This is a genomic window from Zoogloea sp. (assembly GCF_030157465.1).
Taxonomy (GTDB): Bacteria; Pseudomonadota; Gammaproteobacteria; order Burkholderiales; family Rhodocyclaceae; genus Zoogloea.
The window spans coordinates 1-17,862 of sequence record NZ_JAOAUU010000170.1 but is presented as its reverse complement, the minus strand read 5'-3'; the positions used below and the strand labels follow the sequence as shown (position 1 = coordinate 17,862).

The following is a 17,862-nucleotide window of genomic DNA, read 5'->3' as shown; positions in this document are numbered from 1 at the left end:
AAAAAACGAGTCCCAAAAAAAAGAAAATTCGCAACACAGGAACAGGCAGATTCATCGTTCGCACACCCCCGCCTGGGACGCAGGAATCCGCTCAAGACGAAGCGGCAAGTCGACATTCGGCAAAGCCGCATTCCGTCGTCCGAACAGTGCTGCGGCAAACCCACCTACCACGGCCCCCACGCCCGCTGAAAGATCCACGCTGCCCGGCGAGGCCACCGCGGCGCCCAAGGCCGCGCCAGCAAGAACGCCAAGCACCGGAAAAGCATAGGCGACCAACGCGGCCCTCAACGGCACGCCATCGTCGATCAGAACGCCCACCTGCTCTCCAGGCTGCACGCCGATTTCGTTGGAAACCCTCACAGCCTGGCTGGATGCACCAAAGGGCCGCGCAATATTCACGCCTCCGCAACCGCCAGGCTCATTGCAACGACCACAACCTTGCGAAACGGCCACATCCACCCACGCAAACCGTCCTTCCACCCGCAGCACGACACCGTTTACACGCATCAGCGTTTCCGCATTTCCACGCCATCGGCGATACGGACGAGAGCCTGTGACGGCACTTCGCCCAAAACAGTGATCAGGTGGTCAGAAACCGTGCGCCGGAAGATATTCACCGCACCGGAAGTGCTCATGCCGCTCTGGGGGCTGCCCTTGGCGGGTGCGGCGGGTTCGATGAAGACCGAAATTGCCGCCAGGCCATCGGAGAAAACCACGTGGTAAGCGTCACCGCGCGACTTGCGCGCCTGACGCACCACCGACACGACCTGGCGAAAACCCGGAATCGTGTTCTTGAAAACCCAGCCGGTATCTTCAACCCTCACTTCGTTGCCGCGGGCATTGACGACCCGCCAGTCCGCGGCGCGCACGAAGCTCGGTTTGACCTTTTCCTTGTCGAAAGGCGCTCCAATCTGGACTTCATTGAACGCGAACTGTTCGATGCTCTCACCCTTTTCACCGATCAGACGCGCCCTCAACAACAAGCCTGAAGCCACATCGGCCCAGAAGTGGTGGCCAAAACGCATGTCATCCTTGGGTTCGAGGATGATCTGCTGGCTCTCAAGCCCCGCTATGCGGACGACCTCGCCCTTCCGGATCCGGTAATTCTCGGCCAGCAGATTGGGAGATGTCGGCAAGCGGGCGGGAAAACTGCGCCGGGCAGACGACTGATCAACGATCAGCAGCTTCTGATCCGGTAAAAAGCACTGCACCTCTTCGTTGCTGCGGACTACCTCACGCGGACTTCCGTCCAGCGCCTCAAGCTTTTCGTACTCTGCCCCGCCATCCACCAGGTGGGCGATTCGGGAAGTCTCGACGCTCTTGCCATTCTGGTAAATGAAGGTACCTGTGTAATTAAGCTTGTGGGCCGCGCTTGAAATTCGCCCCAGCCAACTCAGGGGATCGGTGGGCACCTGGGCTGATGCGATACTGCACCAGGCAAAAAAAGCCATCAGGACACAGAAAAGATGCTTCATCTTTCACCGGCTGCACGGGCATCCGAAACGGTCCGAACATAAAGCGCCACGCCGGGCATGGCCGCCGATGGCGCCATTGCCTGATGGGCAAAAAGATACTCACGCTCCGAGGGCTCCACCGACGCACTGACTGCCGCAGTACGAACCCCGGCTGACGCCTGCGCAGCCACGACAAGCGTTGGCGCCTTGGTGGCGGCCATCTGAATGGAATCCTGACCGGCCCCATTGAGGGTCATTGCAACCCAGCCAACGGCAGCCACACCCATAACGGAAGCAGCGATCGGCATGAGATGACGTACCCAGTTATTGCCCTCTTCACGCCGGACGGGCGCGAGGACCGTAGGTTCGTCTTCCAGGCACAGCATGACCTTGCTGGTAAAGTCAGAGGACAACACATCCTCGTCCCGCAGCACATCCCCGATGAGGCAATAATTTTCCCAATTCCGCCTGAGCGCCCCGTCCCGCTTCAGGGACTCCAGCATGCGCGACGAAGCGTTATCGTCGAGCGCGCCATCCAGCAGGGCCGAAACCTTTTCTTTCATCGTGTCACCACCTCTTGTTCGGAGCCGTATCGAGCAACGGCTTGAGCTTTTCGGAAATAGCTTCCCGCGCACGGAAAATCCGCGAGCGAACCGTGCCGATAGGGCACTCCATGATCGTGGCGATCTCCTCGTAGCTCAAACCTTCGATTTCACGCAACACAATCGCCGTCCTCAATTCTTCGGGCAGAGCCTCCATCGCCACATTAACCGTGTCGCCGATCTGCTTGGTCATCAACAGACGCTCGGGCGTGTTGTTGTCCCGCAACTGATCCGCATCCTCGAAGGTCTCGGCCTCCTCGGAATCGAAATCCGTCGTGGTCGGAGCGCGCCGGCCTTGCGAAACGAGAAAATTCTTGGCGGTGTTGATCCCGATACGATAGAGCCATGTATAAAAAGCGCTGTCTCCACGGAAAGACGGCAAAGCCTTGTAAGCCTTGATGAACGTCTCCTGGGCGACATCCTCCACTTCGGCGGGATCTCTGATCAATCTCGACAGAAGCCGGGCGAGCTTGCGCTGATACTTCGCGACGAGCAGGCCGAAAGCCTGCTTGTCGCCGCGCTGGACACGCTCGACCAACTGCTGGTCAATTTCGCGATCGCTCATGGTCGGGGAAGGTATACCTTGTGTGTCGTGGGCCGGTTGGCCACAGACCGCACAGTATACCCGAGCGACCGCAAATCCCTGCCAAAGCACTGGGGTTGACCGCAGCTCCGGCAGCATAGTTCAGTCGCCCGAAGGGTTTTGTTGGCTTCGGTGCGACCAAGGCCACATGCTATAGTCGGCCCTCCAAAATATTGCCCACGCGGAAATACCGAAGTGACCGCTTTTGATGTTTTGATATTGGGCAGCGGCCTTGCCGGCCAATCTCTGGCGTTGCGCCTCGCCGACAGCCTCAAGGTAGCCATAGTTACCAAACGAACACTGGAAGACAGCGCCAGTGCCTGGGCCCAGGGCGGCATCGCCGCCGTGCTCGACCCGGCGGCCGACAGCATCGAAGCCCACGTTGCCGACACGCATACGGCCGGAGCCGGCCTGTGCTCCGATAGCGCCACCCGCTTCGTCGTCGAAAACGGGCCCCGCGCCATCCGCTGGCTGATCGATCATGGCGTCCCGTTCAGCAGCGACACCAGCTCCCCCATCGGTTACCACCTGACGCGCGAAGGCGGCCACAGCCAGCGACGCATCATTCATGCAGCCGACGCCACGGGTGCCGCCGTGCAGGCGACCCTTACCGAACAGGTCCGGGCCCACTCGAACATCGCGATCTTCGAGCAGCACATAGCCGTCGACCTGATCGTCGGGCGAAAGATCGGCCGCCCGGAGGAAGGCTGTCTCGGCGCCTACGTGCTCGACATCGCCAACGATGAAGTACGCACTTTTGCAGCCAGCCACACGGTGCTGGCCACCGGCGGCACCTGCAAGGTTTACCTCTATACGACCAATCCCGACACAGCCACCGGCGACGGCGTTGCAATGGCCTGGCGGGCAGGCTGCCGGGTTGCGAACATGGAGTTCATCCAGTTCCACCCGACCTGTCTTTACCACCCGCAAGCAAAGTCCTTCCTCATTTCCGAAGCCGTGCGCGGCGAAGGCGGCTTGCTGCGCCGCCCGGACGGCAGCCGGTTCATGCCGGACTACGACAGCCGCGAAGAGCTCGCACCTCGTGACGTGGTCGCCCGCGCCATCGATTTCGAGATGAAGAAGCACGGCCTCGACTGCGTATTCCTCGACATCAGCCACAAGCCGGCAGACTTTCTCAAGGAACATTTCCCGAACATCCTGGCCCGCTGCCTGGAACTCGGCATCGACATCACCCAGCAGCCGATTCCGGTCGTACCAGCCGCTCATTTCTCCTGCGGAGGCATCGTCACAGACCTCCGCGCCCGCACCGACGTGAGCGGCCTCTACGCCATCGGCGAAACTGCCTGCACCGGCCTGCACGGCGCCAACCGTCTGGCCAGCAACTCACTGCTCGAATGCCTGGTTTTCAGCGAAGCCGCAGCCAGCGACATCCTTGCCAACCCCCGCGAACGGGCCGACTCCCTCCCCCAATGGGACGAAAGCCGCGTCACCGACTCCGACGAAGCGATCGTCATATCCCACAACTGGGACGAGCTGCGCCGCTTCATGTGGGACTACGTCGGGATCGTGCGCACGAACAAGCGCCTTCAGCGCGCCCAGCACCGCATTCGCCTGCTGGCCCGGGAAATCGAGGAGTTCTACAGCAATTTCCGGGTCAGCAACGACCTCATCGAGCTCCGCAACCTCGTAGTCACTGCGGACCTGATCGTGCGCAGCGCCTTGAAGCGCAAGGAGAGCCGCGGCCTGCATTTTAGCCGGGACTACCCGGAAGTCCTTCCAAAGGCGCGCAACACCATCCTGCGCCCCACCGACAGCAACAAGACTTAAGCGCCATCCGCCTGCTGTGCGCCTGCCGGCCTCGCCCGCAGGCGCACCCATATCTGCAGGGCACGCCAGTGCGCGGGCGACAACTGATCGGACAGAAGCAGCACCGCTCCCCGTTTTTTCGCTGCACTTTTCTGCCAGACCAGCCAGACAGCCTTGTTGAGCACAACCGTCGCTGGCAGCAAGCAAGCCTCAAGCTCACCGACCCCCTCAGGCTCGACAATCAGCCCTCCGTCATTCTGGAGGCCGAGCCGGCGCGGCCCACGCTTTCTCCATACCAGCAGAAAATGCAAAAGAGATACAGCCAGCAGAGCGAGGCACGCCCTGCGCAACTCGCCATCGGGAACACCCAGTAAAAACGAAAAAGCCGCCGTGGCATGCATCGCCATCACCAGGATGACGAGCAGCCGCGACGGCTGAATTTCAATGACGGTCACGAGGTACGGATTCCCGCACCCGAAGAGCCGTCAAACCTTCCTGAACACCAAGGTACCGTTGGTACCGCCAAACCCGAAATTGTTCTTGACTGCCACGTCAATCTTCATTGGCCGGGCAATGTTTGCACAATAATCGAGATCACACTCCGGATCCTGCTCGAAGATGTTGATCGTCGGCGGCGACACCTGGTGATAAACAGCCAGGGCCGTCAGCACGGATTCAAGGCCACCCGCTCCACCAAGAAGGTGGCCCGTCATCGACTTGGTGGAGTTCACCACCAGCGACTTGGCAACATCGGCACCAAACGCCAGCTTGATAGCCTCGGTTTCGTTTTTGTCACCCAGCGGTGTCGAGGTGCCATGGGCATTGAGGTACTGCACCTCGTCGGGATTGACCCTGGCGTTCTGCAGCGCATTGACCATACTGCGTCGCGGCCCGTCGGTATCCGGAGCGGTCATGTGGTATGCATCACCGCTCATGCCAAAACCGGCAATTTCGGCGTAGATACGCGCACCGCGCTTGACTGCGTGTTCGTACTCTTCCAACACCAGCACCCCAGCGCCTTCACCAAGCACAAAACCGTCACGATCCTTATCCCACGGCCGGCTGGCCGTTGCAGGATCGTCATTGCGCGTGGACAGGGCTTTTGCCGAAGCGAAACCGCCGACAGCGAGAGGCGTCACCGTTGATTCGGCACCACCGCAAACCATCATGTCCGCATCACCGTACTCGATCATGCGCGCGCTCATGCCAATCGCGTGCAGACCGGTGGTACAGGCCGTGACCACGGCCAGGTTCGGCCCCTTGAGACCCAACATGATCGACAGGTTGCCGGAAATCATGTTGATGATCGTGCCAGGAATGAAGAAGGGCGAAATCTTGCGCGGACCACCTGCCAGAAAATCGTCGTGGGTATTCTCGATCATCGGCAGACCGCCAATGCCGGAACCGATATTCACGCCGAACCGGTGGGCATTGGCTTCCGTCACTTCGATCCCGGAGTCCCGGAAAGCCTGAATACCCGCAGCGAGACCGTAGTGGATGAAACCATCCATCCGACGCGCTTCCTTCGGAGAAAGGTAGGCGCCAATATCGAAGCCCTTTACCTCTCCGGCAATTTTCGCCGAAAAGGCAGAGGTGTCGAAACGGGTAATCTGACCGATGCCCGAACGCCCGTTGGTGATGGCATCCCAGGCTTCAGGAACGGTATTACCGACCGGCGAAACAACGCCAAGGCCGGTTACGACAACTCTGCGACGGGACAAGGCAGGCTCCTGCGAGTCTTACTTCTTGAGGTGGGCGGAAACGTAGTCGATCGCCTGCTGAACGCTGGTGATCTTTTCGGCTTCTTCGTCAGGGATTTCGCACTCGAATTCTTCTTCAAGGGCCATCACCAGCTCGACGGTGTCGAGGGAGTCGGCGCCGAGATCATCCACGAAGGACGATTCGTTCTTGATTTCGGATTCGTTAACGCCAAGTTGTTCGGCAACGATTTTTTTGACGCGCTGTTCAAGATTTTCCATATAGCAACTCCTTCGCTGATTGAGCGGGGTGAATTCAAAACCCCCGCATTCTACCAAAAACACGCACCCTCGCCAGTACGGCGAGATTTACGCCATGTACATGCCGCCATTCACGTGAAGGGTGGCACCCGTCACATAGGATGCGGCCGGGGAGGCCAGAAAGCCTACCACCGCTGCAATTTCTTCCGGCTTGCCGAGGCGACCGAGGGCAATCTTGCCCTGCAGTGCTTCCCGTTGGGCTTCGGGCAGTTCCTTGGTCATGTCGGTATCAATGAAGCCCGGTGCGACACAATTGACCGTGATGTTGCGGCTACCCAGCTCCTGGGCCAGCGCACGGCTCATGCCTGCGACGCCCGCCTTGGCGGCCGCGTAGTTGGCCTGACCAGGGTTGCCCGAGCTCCCGACCACGGACGTGATGTTGATGATCCGGCCATTCCGGGCCTTCATCATGCCGCGCATGACAAGTCTGGACATGCGAAAAACCGACTTGAGATTGGTATCGAGCACCGCATCCCACTCGGAATCCTTCATGCGCATCGAGAGGTTGTCACGGGTGATGCCCGCATTATTCACGAGGATGGCAACCGCACCGAACGCCTTCTCGATTTCGCCGATCGCAGCCTCGCAGGCCGCCGCATCGGTCACATCCAGCGCCAGTCCGCGACCGGCAACGCCTGCGGCCTCGAGCCCGGCCTGGATGTCAGCGGCGCCGGCTGGCGAGGTGGCCGTACCTACCACGGTGGCACCAAGACGCCCCAACTCAAGGGCGATCGCCCGGCCAATACCGCGTGAAGCGCCGGTCACCAGCGCTACCTGTCCCTGCAAAACCTGTGTCATGCCGCCTCCGTCGTCTGGAGAATGTCTGCGAGACTGGCTGCATCGGCAATCGCACCGCCCTGCAGGCTGCCCTCGATACGCTTGGTCATGCCGGCCAGAACCTTGCCCGGGCCGCATTCGAAAACGTGGGTTGAACCGCGACGGGCGATCTCCTGCACCGTCTCGATCCAGCGCACCGGCGAATAGGCCTGACGTACCAGTGCGTCCTTGATGCGCGCAGGCTGATCTTCGACGGCCACGTCCACGTTGTTGAGCACGGCAATCGACGGCACCCGGACTTCGATTTCGGCGAGGCGTTGCTGCAGTCGTTCGGCGGCAGGCTTCATCAGCGCACAGTGGAAGGGCGCGCTCACGGGCAGCAAGACACCGCGCTTGGCGCCCCGCGCCTTGGCAGCAACGATCGCCCTCTCGACAGCAGCACGCGAACCGGCGATGACGATCTGACCGGGAGAATTGAGATTGGCGGCCGAAACCACCTCACCTTGTGCCGCTTCGGCACAGGCCTCCACCGCCTGAGCCTCGTCGAGACCCAGCAGCGCCGCCATGGCCCCCTCGCCTTGCGGGACGGCCTCCTGCATTGCCTGAGCACGCAGACGGACGAGCTTGACCGCATCCTGAAAGTCGAGCGCACCAGCAGCCACGAGCGCCGAATACTCGCCAAGACTGTGCCCGGCGACCAATGCCGGCACGGCACCGCCGCGGGCGATCCATTCACGATATACGGCGATACCGGCAGTCAGCATCAGCGGCTGGGTGTTGACGGTTTGTGCGAGCAGTTCGGCGGGACCATCAGCCACCATCTGCCAGAGATCCTCTCCGAGTGCAGCCGAAGCTTCAGCGAAGGTTTCACGGATAACCGCGGAATCTCCGTAGGCGGCCATCATTCCGACCGACTGGGAACCCTGACCCGGAAAAACAAAAGCGAAATTCATCAATCCCCGTCCTTAAGTGGCTATGACTGATTCTCAGAACTCGAGGAGCACGGCGCCCCAGGTGAAGCCGCCGCCAACCCCTTCGAGCAGGATTTTCTGCCCGCGCTGGATGCGTCCGTCACGAACGGCCAGATCGAGCGCCAGCGGAATCGAGGCCGCCGACGTGTTGCCATGCTCACCGACGGTGGCAATCACCTTTTCCGGCGGCACGCCGAGGCGCTTGGCGGTAGCCTGCATGATCCGGATATTGGCCTGGTGGGGAATCAGCCAGTCCACATCGTCGATCCCGAGCCCGGCCTGCTCCACCACCTCACGGGCAACGTCGCTGAGCGCCCGGACTGCAAACTTGAAGACGGCCTGGCCATCCATGCGCAGGAATGGATCGCCGGTGATCTCACCGCGATTCACCTGCCCAGGCACATTCAGGATGGAATTGTGACTGCCGTCGGCATGCAGCGCCGTGGCCAGAATGCCGGGCTTGTCGGACGCCTCCAGCACCACCGCACCGGCCCCGTCACCGAAGAGCACACAGGTACCACGGTCGTTCCAGTCAAGAATGCGCGAGAAGACCTCGGCACCCACAACCAGCGCACGCTGGTTGCTGCCGGAGCGAATGAATTTCTCGGCGGTTGCAAGCGCGTAGGCAAAGCCGGTACAGACCGCCTGCAGATCGAACGCGGCGCCGCCATTGACGATGCCAAGACGTGCCTGCAACAGCGCCGCCGTACTCGGAAAGATGTAATCAGGCGTCGATGTGGCGACGATGATCAGGTCGATGTCGGAAGGCTGGCAACCCGCAGCGGCAATCGCACGCACACTGGCCTCGTAGGCCAGCTGACTGGCCGTGACATCCGGTGCAGCCAGATGTCGCATTCTGATACCGGTACGTTCGACGATCCAGTCGTCGGACGTCTCGATGCCACGCGCGACCAGATCGCTGTTGCTCACCGGCTCGCCGGGCAAAAAACTGCCTGTGCCGATCACTCGTGCATGGATCATCCCTCGGACCTTTCACGTTCCATTCGTTCGCTGATGCGTTCGATCAGCCGGTTGCGCGCCGCTTCGGAAGCCCGGCAAATGGCCTGCTCAAAGGCAAAAGCATCCGCCGAGCCGTGGCTCTTGACCACCACGCCCCGCAAACCCAATAGCGCCGCGCCATTGTAGCGACGGGAGTCGACCTTGTGCTTGAAACCCTTCAGGGCCGACATCGCAAAGACCGCCGCCAGCTTGGTCATCCAGTTGCGCGAGAACTGCTCGCGCAGGAAGGTCGCCATCATCTGGGCAAGACCTTCGGACGTCTTGAGGGCCACGTTACCCACAAAGCCGTCACACACGACGACATCGACGGTGCCTTTGTAAATGTCATTGCCTTCCACGTTACCGTAGAAGTTAAGACCGCTGTTGCGCAGCAGCACCGCGGCTTGCTTGACCGTCTCGTTGCCCTTGATGTCTTCTTCGCCGATATTCAGGAGGCCGACACTCGGCCGCTCGTTGTGCTCGACGGCCGCCACCAGCATGGCACCCATGATAGCGAACTGGAGGAGGTGCTCGGGCGAACAATCGACGTTGGCGCCGAGATCGAGGACGTGGGTCTGGCCGCGCAAGGTGGGCAGCGTGCTGCAGATTGCAGGGCGGTCGATGCCCGGAAGCGTCTTCAGCACAAAACGGGAGATCGCCATGAGCGCCCCCGTGTTGCCAGCCGAAACCGCAGCCTGCGCGTCGCCGGACTTGACAAGGTCAACCGCCACGCGCATCGAGGAATCCTTCTTGCTGCGCATGGCCAAAGCTGGAGGCTCGTCCATGCCGACGACCTCCGACGCGCGCTGAATGCGCAGTCTCTCGCCGAACTCGGCAAGCGCCGTGCCCAGGTGCGGCTCAATCGCCTCCGGACGCCCTACGAGCACAATCCGGGTATCACGGTCGGCCCGCAAGAAATGCAGAGCAGCCGGAACGGTTACCGAAGGGCCGTGATCGCCCCCCATGCAGTCAATAGCCAGGGTGACAGTCATTCGGCGCAATCAGAGAAGGAGTTTTGCAGAATCGTTGTAAAAACGGCGCGATCACCCGAAGGCGTCGCGCCGTTTTTCAAGCGGGAGAATTACTCGCCCTTGGCCTTGGCGACCTTCTTGCCACGGTAAACGCCGGACGGCGAAACGTGGTGACGCAGGTGCACTTCGCCGGTGGTCGGCTCGATGGCCAGCGGGGGAGCCACGAGGAAATCGTGGGAGCGGTGCATACCGCGCTTGGACGGGGACTTCTTGTTCTGTTGGACAGCCATGAAAAACTCCTTGAGGAATACTTTAAACCTTGCCGCGCAACTGGCGCAGAACGGCGAAGGGCGAAATCTCTTCATCGACGCCGGACTTGACCGGCGGTTCGCAACTTTCGTGACGGGGCACCAGCGGCAAGGCCAGCAGCACCTCATCCTCCACCAAGGCCAGCAGGTCGGTCAGCGGCTCAACCTCGAGGGCATCCACCGCGTCGTTTTCCAGCTCATCCTCCGGCGGTTGCTCACCGGGGCGGAGAAGCAGGAGCCGATTCTGCACTTCACAGGGCCAGACCATGGCGTCGAGGCACCGCTGACACTGCAAAACCAGATCACTCCGGATTTCCAGATCAACGTAAAGCTTGCCCTCGTCGTCACGCTCACCCTGAAACCCGAAAATCACGGTTCCGGTAGGTTCCTGCACCGACTCAGCCAAACGGCCGAGCTGGATGACAGGCACCTCGCCATCAAGGCGACGTCCATCTTTGGCCAGCGCCCGAAGGTCGATCACGAAGCGTTCTTGCGACATAAGCGCGGCATGATATTATTTTCGGCTGCCTGTGTCAAAACCCTGCTTAACGCGCCGCCCGACAATATCGGAACGACGCCCGCCCCGCTCATGAAACTCGTCCTCGCCTCCACGTCGGCCTATCGCCGTGAACTCCTGCAGCGCTTCGGCCTGCCCTTCGACGTCGCCCGCCCGGATCTGGATGAAAGCCCGCTGCCCGACGAAGCCCCCTGGGCCACCGCCGAACGCCTGGCCGTCGAAAAGGCCAGGGCGGTTGCCGGGCAGTTCAAGGACGCACTCATTATCGGCAGCGATCAGGTTGCCTATATGGACGACGCCCGCTTCGGCAAGCCCGGCACCGTCGAGCGCGCCATCGCCCAGCTCAAGTCCATGAGCGGCCGGACGGTGACCTTCCACACCGCACTGGCTGTGCTCAACACCCGCAGCGGCCATGTCCAGGTGGATGCCGTACCAACCGAAGTCCGCTTCCGCACGCTGTCCGACGACGAGATCGTGCGCTACGTCGAGAAAGAGCGCCCGCTCGACTGCGCCGGCAGCGCCAAGTCCGAAGGACTGGGCATCACGCTCCTCGACGCGCTCCGTGGCGACGACCCCAACGCCCTTGTCGGCCTGCCGCTGATCGCACTGGCACGCATGCTGCGCAACGAAGGCGTGGTGCTGCCGTAACCATGACAAGCGGAACCCTCTACCTGATTCCCGTCAGCCTCGGCCCGGCTTCGACCGGCCTGACAACGCCGGCCGAAGTCGGCGCCCGGGCGCGCAGCCTCGACTACTTTGTCGTCGAGAACGCGCGCACGGCCCGCGCCGAACTCAAGCGCTTTGAGCACCCGCGCCCCATGCGTGAGCTCGACATCCGCGAACTACCCGAAAAGCCCGGCCCGGCCGATCTCGACACCCTTCTCGCTCCGCTGCTGGCCGGCCGGGATGCAGGCCTGATGTCGGAGGCCGGCTGCCCGGCAGTAGCCGACCCGGGTGCCCTCCTCGTCCGCCGCGCCCACGAAGCGGGCATCCGCGTCGTGCCGATGGTCGGGCCATCCTCACTGCTGCTTGCGCTGATGGCCTCCGGCCTAAACGGCCAGAGCTTCGCCTTTCACGGCTATCTGCCCGTGGACGAAGAAGCCCGCAAAAAGCGCATCAAGGAACTCGAAGCCGAATCAGCGCGCCTCTCGCGCACCCAGCTGTTCATCGAAACCCCCTATCGCAACGACCGCATGTTCGAGGCGCTGCGCAGCACCTGCGGGCCGGAAACCCGCCTCTGCATCGCCCGCGACCTGACCGTCGAAAGCGAGTGGATCGTCACCCGGCGGATCGCCGAATGGAAAAAGGCCGCTGCGCCAGATCTGGCAAAGCGGCCTACGGTATTCCTGCTGCTCGCCGGCTGACCGGCGCCATCACCCGACCAGAAAAACACCCCCGTCGCACTCGACGACCGGCAGCACTTCCAGCCGCCCGTTCCGGCACGGCCCCGCCACGCAGCGCCCGCTGTCGGGTGCATACATGGCACCGTGCGTTGCGCAAATCAGATACCGGCGCGAATCGTCGAAAAAGCGGCCCGGCAGCCAGTCCAGCTCGATGGGCACATGAGCACAGCGATTCAGGTAGGCGTAAACCTTCCCATCGAAGCGCACCACAAAAGCTGCACGCTCACCCCCGGGACGCACCACGGTAAATCTGACGCCATCGCCGCCGTCCTGCAGCTCGGCGGAGGTGCAAATCATGCGTTAGCCTCAAGCCAGGCACGCAACTCGGCCGGCGTATGAACGCAGGCCAGTGGTACCTCAGCCTGGAGCTGACTCACCGGATGGGCACCGAAACTCACGGCCAGCCCGGCTACCCCGGCATTCTTCGCCATCAGCAGATCATGGGTGGTATCACCGATCATCAGGCAGGACCCGGCGGCCACACCAAGCTCCTCCATCAATTCATGGAGCATCGCCGGATGTGGTTTGGAAAAACACTCATCAGCACAGCGGGTGGCATGGAAATACTGCCCGAGCCCCGAAAACCCCAGCGCCCGATCAAGCCCGTTGCGGCTCTTGCCGGTGGCCACCGCCAGCAGATGCCCCCTGCCGTGCAGCTCTGCGATGAGTTCGACGGTACCGTCGAAAAGCGTGAGCTCGTGATCGCTCGACAAATAGTGGTGACGGTAACGCTCGACCATCTGCGGATACGCCTCCACCGGCAACTCCGGCACGGCGTGATGCAACGCATCCGACAAGCCAAGCCCGATCACGTGGCGGGCGCGGGCGTCGGTAGGCACCGGCAAACCCAGATCGGCGCTGGCCGCCTGGATTGCATGAACGATGGCCGCTGCGGAATCCAGCAAGGTGCCGTCCCAGTCGAAGACGATCAGTTCAAAACGCTTTGCCAAAGCCTTACCCATACTCCCTCTCCCGACTCTGTTCGACATACGCGACAAACCCTTCCAGCTCGGCCGGCAACGGCGACGCAAGCTCGATCAGCTGATCAGTCAGCGGATGATGGAAGGCCAGCCTGGCGGCATGCAGGAACATGCGCTTGAGCCCTTCCTTTTCCAGCTGCTTGTTGAGGGCAAAATCCCCGTACTTGTCGTCGCCGCACAAGGGGAAGCCCGCATGGGTGAGGTGCACGCGAATCTGGTGCGTACGCCCGGTTTTCAATTCCACCTCGACCAGGCTGTAGCCCTGCCAGCGCTTCACCAGCCGCACGATGCTGTGGGCCGGCTTGCCCTCCGGATTCACGCTGACGCGGCGCTCGCCGTTGTCGATCAGGTACTTCAGAAGCGGCTGCTTGATGTGCTGGAGCGTGTTCAGCCAGCGGCCCGCCACCATCGTGAGGTAGCGCTTCTGCACCCGACCATCGCGCATCATGTCGTGGAGCACAGTCAGCGCACTGCGCTTCTTGGCGACGATCAGAAGGCCCGAGGTTTCCCGGTCGAGGCGATGAACGAGTTCGAGGAACTTCGCCTCCGGGCGCTGCCGGCGCAACTGCTCGATCACCCCGAAACTCACGCCACTCCCCCCATGAACAGCCAGGCCGGCGGGCTTGTCGAGGACCAGCAGCGCCTCGTCCTCGAAGACGATATCGAAAGGCTTTCCGACCGGCACCGGCGCCGCAGCCTCCTTCTCGGCCAGACGGATCGGCGGAATGCGCACCTCGTCACCCATCTGTAGGCGATAGGTCTGATCCACCCGGCGGCTGTTCACGCGCACCTCGCCGCTTCGCAGGATGCGGTAGATGTGACTCTTCGGCACCCCCTTGCAAACGCGAACAAGAAAGTTGTCGATGCGCTGCCCGGCACTGCCTTCATCCACGCGGGTGTGACTCACTGCGGGGGTTTTACTCAAGGCCATCTTTTTGAAATATACTGTTGGACGGTTTTTCGGTCCTGATGCGTCGCGCCTGCCTGACAGTGTGTTGTTCAGAGATTCAACACCAGCCGGCGCCGCGCCGGAGCGACTTAACGCTGGATGAGTCCAGCAACTTACCCGCTCCCGGAAAACCAAAGGAAGGTCCGTCGCCAGACAAAAAGAGGGCGATGGTACTGTATTCGACAATAAACTTGTACCAATTGCGCACAGTCGCACACGCAGATTAATGGCCCTGAAACCGGGGGTCGCGAAGATGGCCCTGCAAGCAGGCCCGAGGTCGCAACCAGGAACGCCGTCGTACCCGCGAGTACGGCCCGTCCCGGATTGCGAGACCAGGCGACGCAGCAGGTTCTTCGCAACCCCTCAGCGAACATCGCGGTTCAGGGTTCAATAGACGAATCCCGCCACCCGTTTTAGTTTGATACCCCCGATGAAGGATAGTCGCGTTAACGCCAAACTAAGTCACCGCTGTTAAGCGGGTGGCGCGCTTCGTCCTGCCCGTGTGCCGCGCGGGAGAAAAAGACGAATGAAGCGCATGCTCTTCAACGCGACGCAGGCCGAGGAACTCCGCGTTGCCATTGTCGACGGTCAGAAACTGATCGATCTCGACATTGAATCGGCCGCCAAGGAACAACGTAAAAGCAACATCTACAAAGCCGTCATCACGCGCATCGAGCCCAGTCTCGAAGCCGCTTTTGTCGACTACGGCGCCGAGCGCCACGGCTTCCTGCCGTTCAAGGAAATCTCCCGCGCCTATTTCCAGCCTGGCGTCGACGCCAGCCGTGCTTCCATCAAGGAAGCCCTGAAGGAAGGCCAGGAGCTGATCGTCCAGGTCGAAAAGGACGAGCGTGGCAACAAGGGCGCCGCCCTCACCACGTTTGTCTCGCTGGCGGGCCGCTACCTTGTGCTGATGCCCAACAACCCCCGTGGCGGCGGTGTTTCGCGCCGCGTCGAGGGTGACGAGCGCGCCGAACTGCGTGACGTCATGGACCAGCTCGAAGTGCCCGGCGGGATGAGTCTGATCGCCCGTACCGCAGCCATCGGCCGCAACGCCGAAGAGCTGCAATGGGACCTGAACTACCTGCTGCAACTGTGGACCGCCGTCGACGGCGCCGCCGGCTCGCAGACCGGCGCATTCCTGATTTACCAGGAAGGCAGCCTTGTCATCCGCGCCATCCGTGATTACTTCCAGCCGGACATCGGCGAAATCCTGATCGACACCGACGACGTGTACGAACAGGCGCGCCAGTTCATGGCCCACGTGATGCCGCAGAACGTGAACCGCGTGAAGCGTTATCACGACGACGTGCCGCTGTTCTCGCGTTTCCAGATCGAACACCAGATCGAATCCGCGTATTCACGCCAGGTCAGCCTGCCCTCCGGCGGCGCCATCGTGATCGACCACACCGAAGCCCTGGTTTCGGTGGACGTGAACTCCGGTCGCGCCACCCGCGGTGCCGACATCGAGGAAACCGCCTTCAAGACCAACTGCGAAGCCGCCGATGAAGTGGCCCGCCAGCTGCGTCTGCGCGACCTTGGCGGCCTGATCGTCATCGACTTCATCGACATGGAGTCGCAGAAGAACCAGCGCGAAGTCGAGAACCGCCTGCGCGACGCGCTGCGCTACGACCGTGCCCGTGTCCAAACCGGCAAGATCAGCCGCTTCGGCCTGCTCGAACTGTCGCGCCAGCGCCTGCGCCCGGCCCTCGCCGAAACCAGCTACATCCCCTGCCCGCGCTGCAACGGCACCGGCCACATCCGCAGCACCGAATCGTCGGCCCTGCACATCCTGCGCATCCTCGAAGAGGAAGCCATGAAAGACAACACCGGCGCCCTGCACTGCCAGGTTCCGGTCGACGTGGCCACCTTCCTGCTCAACGAGAAGCGCGACGACATCGCAAAGATCGAAGTGCGCCACAAGGTCGGCCTGGTGCTGATCCCCAACCGCCACCTCGAAACGCCCCACCACGAAATCATCCGCCTGCGTCACGACCAGCTCAACCTGGAAGAAGGCGCCATCCCCAGCTACCGGATGGCGACCAAGCCGGCCGACGAAACCTACACCCCGCCGTCGGCCAATACCGACCGCCCGGCCCGCCAGGAAGCTGCCGTCAAGGGCATCACGCCGGACCAGCCGGCTCCGATCGTCGAAGCCAGGGTTGCTCCGGCCCCGGCTCCCGTGCCGGAAAGCCAGCCTGGTCTGCTGGCCCGCATCTTCGCGTTCTTCCGTGGCGAAAAAGAACCCGAGCCAGCTCCGGTGGTCGTGCAGCCGGAAACCCCGCGCCGCGAATCCCGCCCGCGCAACGAGCGTAACGGCCGTCGTGACGGTCGCGAAGGAGGTGGCCGCGGTCGCCGCGATGGTCAGCGTGACGGTCAGAGAGAAGAACGGGGCGACAACCGGGAAACCCGCGAAGGTCGTGAAGGTCGTGAAGGTCGCGACAACAACCGCACGGCCCCTGTCGAAGCCCAGGGCGAGCAGCGCGAGAAGCCGCAACGCGAGCGCGGCGAACGCCAGGAACGTGGCGAGCGTGCAGAGCGCGGTGAACGCGCCGAAAGAGGCGAGCGCCCCGAACGTGGCGAGCGCGGTGAAGGTCGTGGTCGCAACCGCAACAACCAGCCCAAGCCCGCCGAAGCCGAAGGCGTCGCAGCCAGCGCCGAGCAGGTCACGGCCGTCGCCGCGGTAGCCGCCGTCGCCTCCACCGAAGCCGCAGCAGGCACGGCAGCCGAAGGTGAAGCCAACGCCGAACGCAGCCGCCGCAGCCGTCGCGGTCGTCGTGGTGGTCGTCGCAACGAGGAAGGTGGCAGCACCGAAGCCGCCAGCCAGGGCGAACTGGAAATCGGCGAACAGGCCCAGCCTGCCGTCGAAGCCGCTCAAGCCGAAGCGACCCCGGTCGTGGAAGCCGCCCCGGTCGTCGAAGCGCCGGCAGTTGTCGAGGCGCCGGCTGCCGTTGCCGAAGCCATCGCCCCTGCCGCCGCAGAAACCCCGGTGGTCGAAGCACCCGCCGCCGTTGAGCCGGCCCCGGTAGAAGCCCTGCCGGTCGTCGTCGAAGCCGTTGTTGCGCCCGATCTGATCGAGCAAGCCGTCGCCGCCGCGCACAAGGCCGAAACCCCCGCACCGGTGGTCGATGCCCAGCCCGTGGAAGCCGCCCCTGTCGAGGCTGCGCCCGTCGAAGCCCCGACGAGCGAAGCGGTCGCCACGGTTGAAGAAACCGTGACTGCAGCGCCGGTGGTGGTCGAAAGCGTCGCCAAGGCACCCGCCAGCGCACCGGCGGACCTGTCCTCTGCGCTCGAGGGCAGCGGCCTCGTGATGATCGAGACCCGTGCCGAGGCCGTGAAGGCTTTCCAGCCCGAAACCCCGTCCGAGCCGGTCCAGCCGGTCCGTCGTCGCCGCAACCGCGCACCGGTTGTCGCAGACGAGCCGCTCGTCCAGGTTGAAACCGGCCCGAAGTAAGCCGGCCGACGCCCAGCAAAAAGGCCAGTCCCGCGGGACTGGCCTTTTTTATTTCAATGACCCGTCCTGAAATAGGTTGACACTTTTTTGCCGCAGCAAGGAAGCGTCAATG

The 17,862-nt window shown here is 62.5% G+C and carries 20 protein-coding genes; 4 read left to right on the top strand and 16 right to left on the bottom strand.

Going from position 1 to position 17,862, the window contains the following annotated elements:
- Positions 1-51: 51 nt before the first annotated feature.
- Genes Q1W26_RS20865 through rpoE form a run of 4 tightly spaced genes read right to left on the bottom strand, consistent with a single transcriptional unit; the run spans position 52 to position 2,621 of the window.
- Positions 52-507 (bottom strand): SoxR reducing system RseC family protein, encoded by a 456-nt coding sequence (locus tag Q1W26_RS20865; protein ID WP_300444653.1) that lies wholly within the window; start codon positions 505-507, stop codon positions 52-54.
- Positions 507-1,412 (bottom strand): MucB/RseB C-terminal domain-containing protein, encoded by a 906-nt coding sequence (locus Q1W26_RS20860; protein ID WP_300444649.1) that lies wholly within the window; start codon positions 1,410-1,412, stop codon positions 507-509. The genes Q1W26_RS20865 and Q1W26_RS20860 overlap by 1 nt, the downstream gene beginning before the upstream one ends.
- Positions 1,413-1,471: 59 nt before the next feature.
- A complete protein-coding gene (locus Q1W26_RS20855; RefSeq protein WP_300444646.1) occupies positions 1,472-2,017 on the bottom strand; it encodes a sigma-E factor negative regulatory protein in 546 nt (181 codons plus the stop codon).
- Positions 2,018-2,021: 4 nt separating this feature from the next.
- The gene (gene rpoE / locus Q1W26_RS20850) at positions 2,022-2,621 is read right to left on the bottom strand and encodes an RNA polymerase sigma factor RpoE (protein ID WP_300444643.1); all 600 of its coding nucleotides are present in this window, start codon (positions 2,619-2,621) and stop codon (positions 2,022-2,024) included.
- A 213-nt stretch (positions 2,622-2,834) separates the two neighbouring features.
- Here rpoE and nadB point away from each other — a divergent pair, with 213 nt between their 5' ends.
- Positions 2,835-4,427: an L-aspartate oxidase gene (gene nadB, locus Q1W26_RS20845; protein ID WP_300444641.1), complete on the top strand. Its 1,593-nt coding sequence runs from the start codon at positions 2,835-2,837 to the stop codon at positions 4,425-4,427.
- Here the strand turns inward: nadB and Q1W26_RS20840 are convergent.
- The 9 genes from Q1W26_RS20840 to Q1W26_RS20800 form a co-directional block, all read right to left on the bottom strand.
- Positions 4,424-4,861, bottom strand: a complete 438-nt coding sequence (locus Q1W26_RS20840; protein ID WP_300444638.1) for a protein YgfX — start codon at positions 4,859-4,861, stop codon at positions 4,424-4,426. The genes nadB and Q1W26_RS20840 overlap by 4 nt on opposite strands.
- Positions 4,862-4,891: 30 nt before the next feature.
- Positions 4,892-6,127: a beta-ketoacyl-ACP synthase II gene (fabF, locus tag Q1W26_RS20835; protein WP_300444635.1), complete on the bottom strand. Its 1,236-nt coding sequence runs from the start codon at positions 6,125-6,127 to the stop codon at positions 4,892-4,894.
- Positions 6,128-6,145: 18 nt separating this feature from the next.
- Complete coding sequence (gene acpP / locus Q1W26_RS20830; protein ID WP_300444632.1) at positions 6,146-6,385, bottom strand: acyl carrier protein; 240 nt, start codon at positions 6,383-6,385, stop codon at positions 6,146-6,148.
- A gap of 87 nt (positions 6,386-6,472) precedes the next feature.
- The gene (gene fabG / locus Q1W26_RS20825; protein ID WP_300444629.1) at positions 6,473-7,222 is read right to left on the bottom strand and encodes a 3-oxoacyl-ACP reductase FabG; all 750 of its coding nucleotides are present in this window, start codon (positions 7,220-7,222) and stop codon (positions 6,473-6,475) included.
- The gene (gene fabD / locus Q1W26_RS20820; RefSeq protein WP_300444626.1) at positions 7,219-8,154 is read right to left on the bottom strand and encodes an ACP S-malonyltransferase; all 936 of its coding nucleotides are present in this window, start codon (positions 8,152-8,154) and stop codon (positions 7,219-7,221) included. Before fabD ends, fabG begins: the two co-directional genes overlap by 4 nt.
- Positions 8,155-8,187: 33 nt before the next feature.
- Positions 8,188-9,153 (bottom strand): beta-ketoacyl-ACP synthase III, encoded by a 966-nt coding sequence (locus Q1W26_RS20815; RefSeq protein WP_300444624.1) that lies wholly within the window; start codon positions 9,151-9,153, stop codon positions 8,188-8,190.
- The gene (gene plsX, locus Q1W26_RS20810) at positions 9,150-10,163 is read right to left on the bottom strand and encodes a phosphate acyltransferase PlsX (protein ID WP_300444621.1); all 1,014 of its coding nucleotides are present in this window, start codon (positions 10,161-10,163) and stop codon (positions 9,150-9,152) included. Before plsX ends, Q1W26_RS20815 begins: the two co-directional genes overlap by 4 nt.
- An 89-nt stretch (positions 10,164-10,252) precedes the next feature.
- Complete coding sequence (gene rpmF / locus Q1W26_RS20805) at positions 10,253-10,432, bottom strand: 50S ribosomal protein L32 (RefSeq protein WP_299866254.1); 180 nt, start codon at positions 10,430-10,432, stop codon at positions 10,253-10,255.
- A gap of 22 nt (positions 10,433-10,454) precedes the next feature.
- Complete coding sequence (locus Q1W26_RS20800) at positions 10,455-10,949, bottom strand: YceD family protein (RefSeq protein WP_300444618.1); 495 nt, start codon at positions 10,947-10,949, stop codon at positions 10,455-10,457.
- 90 nt (positions 10,950-11,039) lie between these two features.
- Here Q1W26_RS20800 and Q1W26_RS20795 point away from each other — a divergent pair, with 90 nt between their 5' ends.
- Together Q1W26_RS20795 and Q1W26_RS20790 are read left to right on the top strand one after the other, a co-directional pair.
- Positions 11,040-11,615 (top strand): Maf family nucleotide pyrophosphatase, encoded by a 576-nt coding sequence (locus Q1W26_RS20795; protein WP_300444616.1) that lies wholly within the window; start codon positions 11,040-11,042, stop codon positions 11,613-11,615.
- Positions 11,616-11,617: 2 nt separating this feature from the next.
- A complete protein-coding gene (locus Q1W26_RS20790) occupies positions 11,618-12,331 on the top strand; it encodes an SAM-dependent methyltransferase (RefSeq protein WP_300444613.1) in 714 nt (237 codons plus the stop codon).
- A gap of 9 nt (positions 12,332-12,340) precedes the next feature.
- On the opposite strand, the gene Q1W26_RS20785 is transcribed toward Q1W26_RS20790, so the two are convergent.
- The 3 genes from Q1W26_RS20785 to Q1W26_RS20775 are packed head-to-tail and all read right to left on the bottom strand — an operon-like array spanning position 12,341 to position 14,275.
- Positions 12,341-12,667, bottom strand: coding sequence for a Rieske 2Fe-2S domain-containing protein (locus Q1W26_RS20785; RefSeq protein WP_300444610.1), 327 nt, complete (start codon positions 12,665-12,667; stop codon positions 12,341-12,343).
- Entirely contained in the window at positions 12,664-13,320 is a 657-nt protein-coding gene (locus Q1W26_RS20780; RefSeq protein ID WP_300444688.1) for an HAD-IA family hydrolase, read from the bottom strand. Before Q1W26_RS20780 ends, Q1W26_RS20785 begins: the two co-directional genes overlap by 4 nt.
- 4 nt (positions 13,321-13,324) lie before the next feature.
- Positions 13,325-14,275, bottom strand: coding sequence for an RluA family pseudouridine synthase (locus tag Q1W26_RS20775; RefSeq protein WP_300444607.1), 951 nt, complete (start codon positions 14,273-14,275; stop codon positions 13,325-13,327).
- Positions 14,276-14,825: 550 nt separating this feature from the next.
- On the opposite strand from Q1W26_RS20775, the gene Q1W26_RS20770 reads away from it, so the two are divergent.
- Positions 14,826-17,750, top strand: a complete 2,925-nt coding sequence (locus tag Q1W26_RS20770; RefSeq protein WP_300444604.1) for an Rne/Rng family ribonuclease — start codon at positions 14,826-14,828, stop codon at positions 17,748-17,750.
- Positions 17,751-17,862 lie beyond the last annotated feature (112 nt).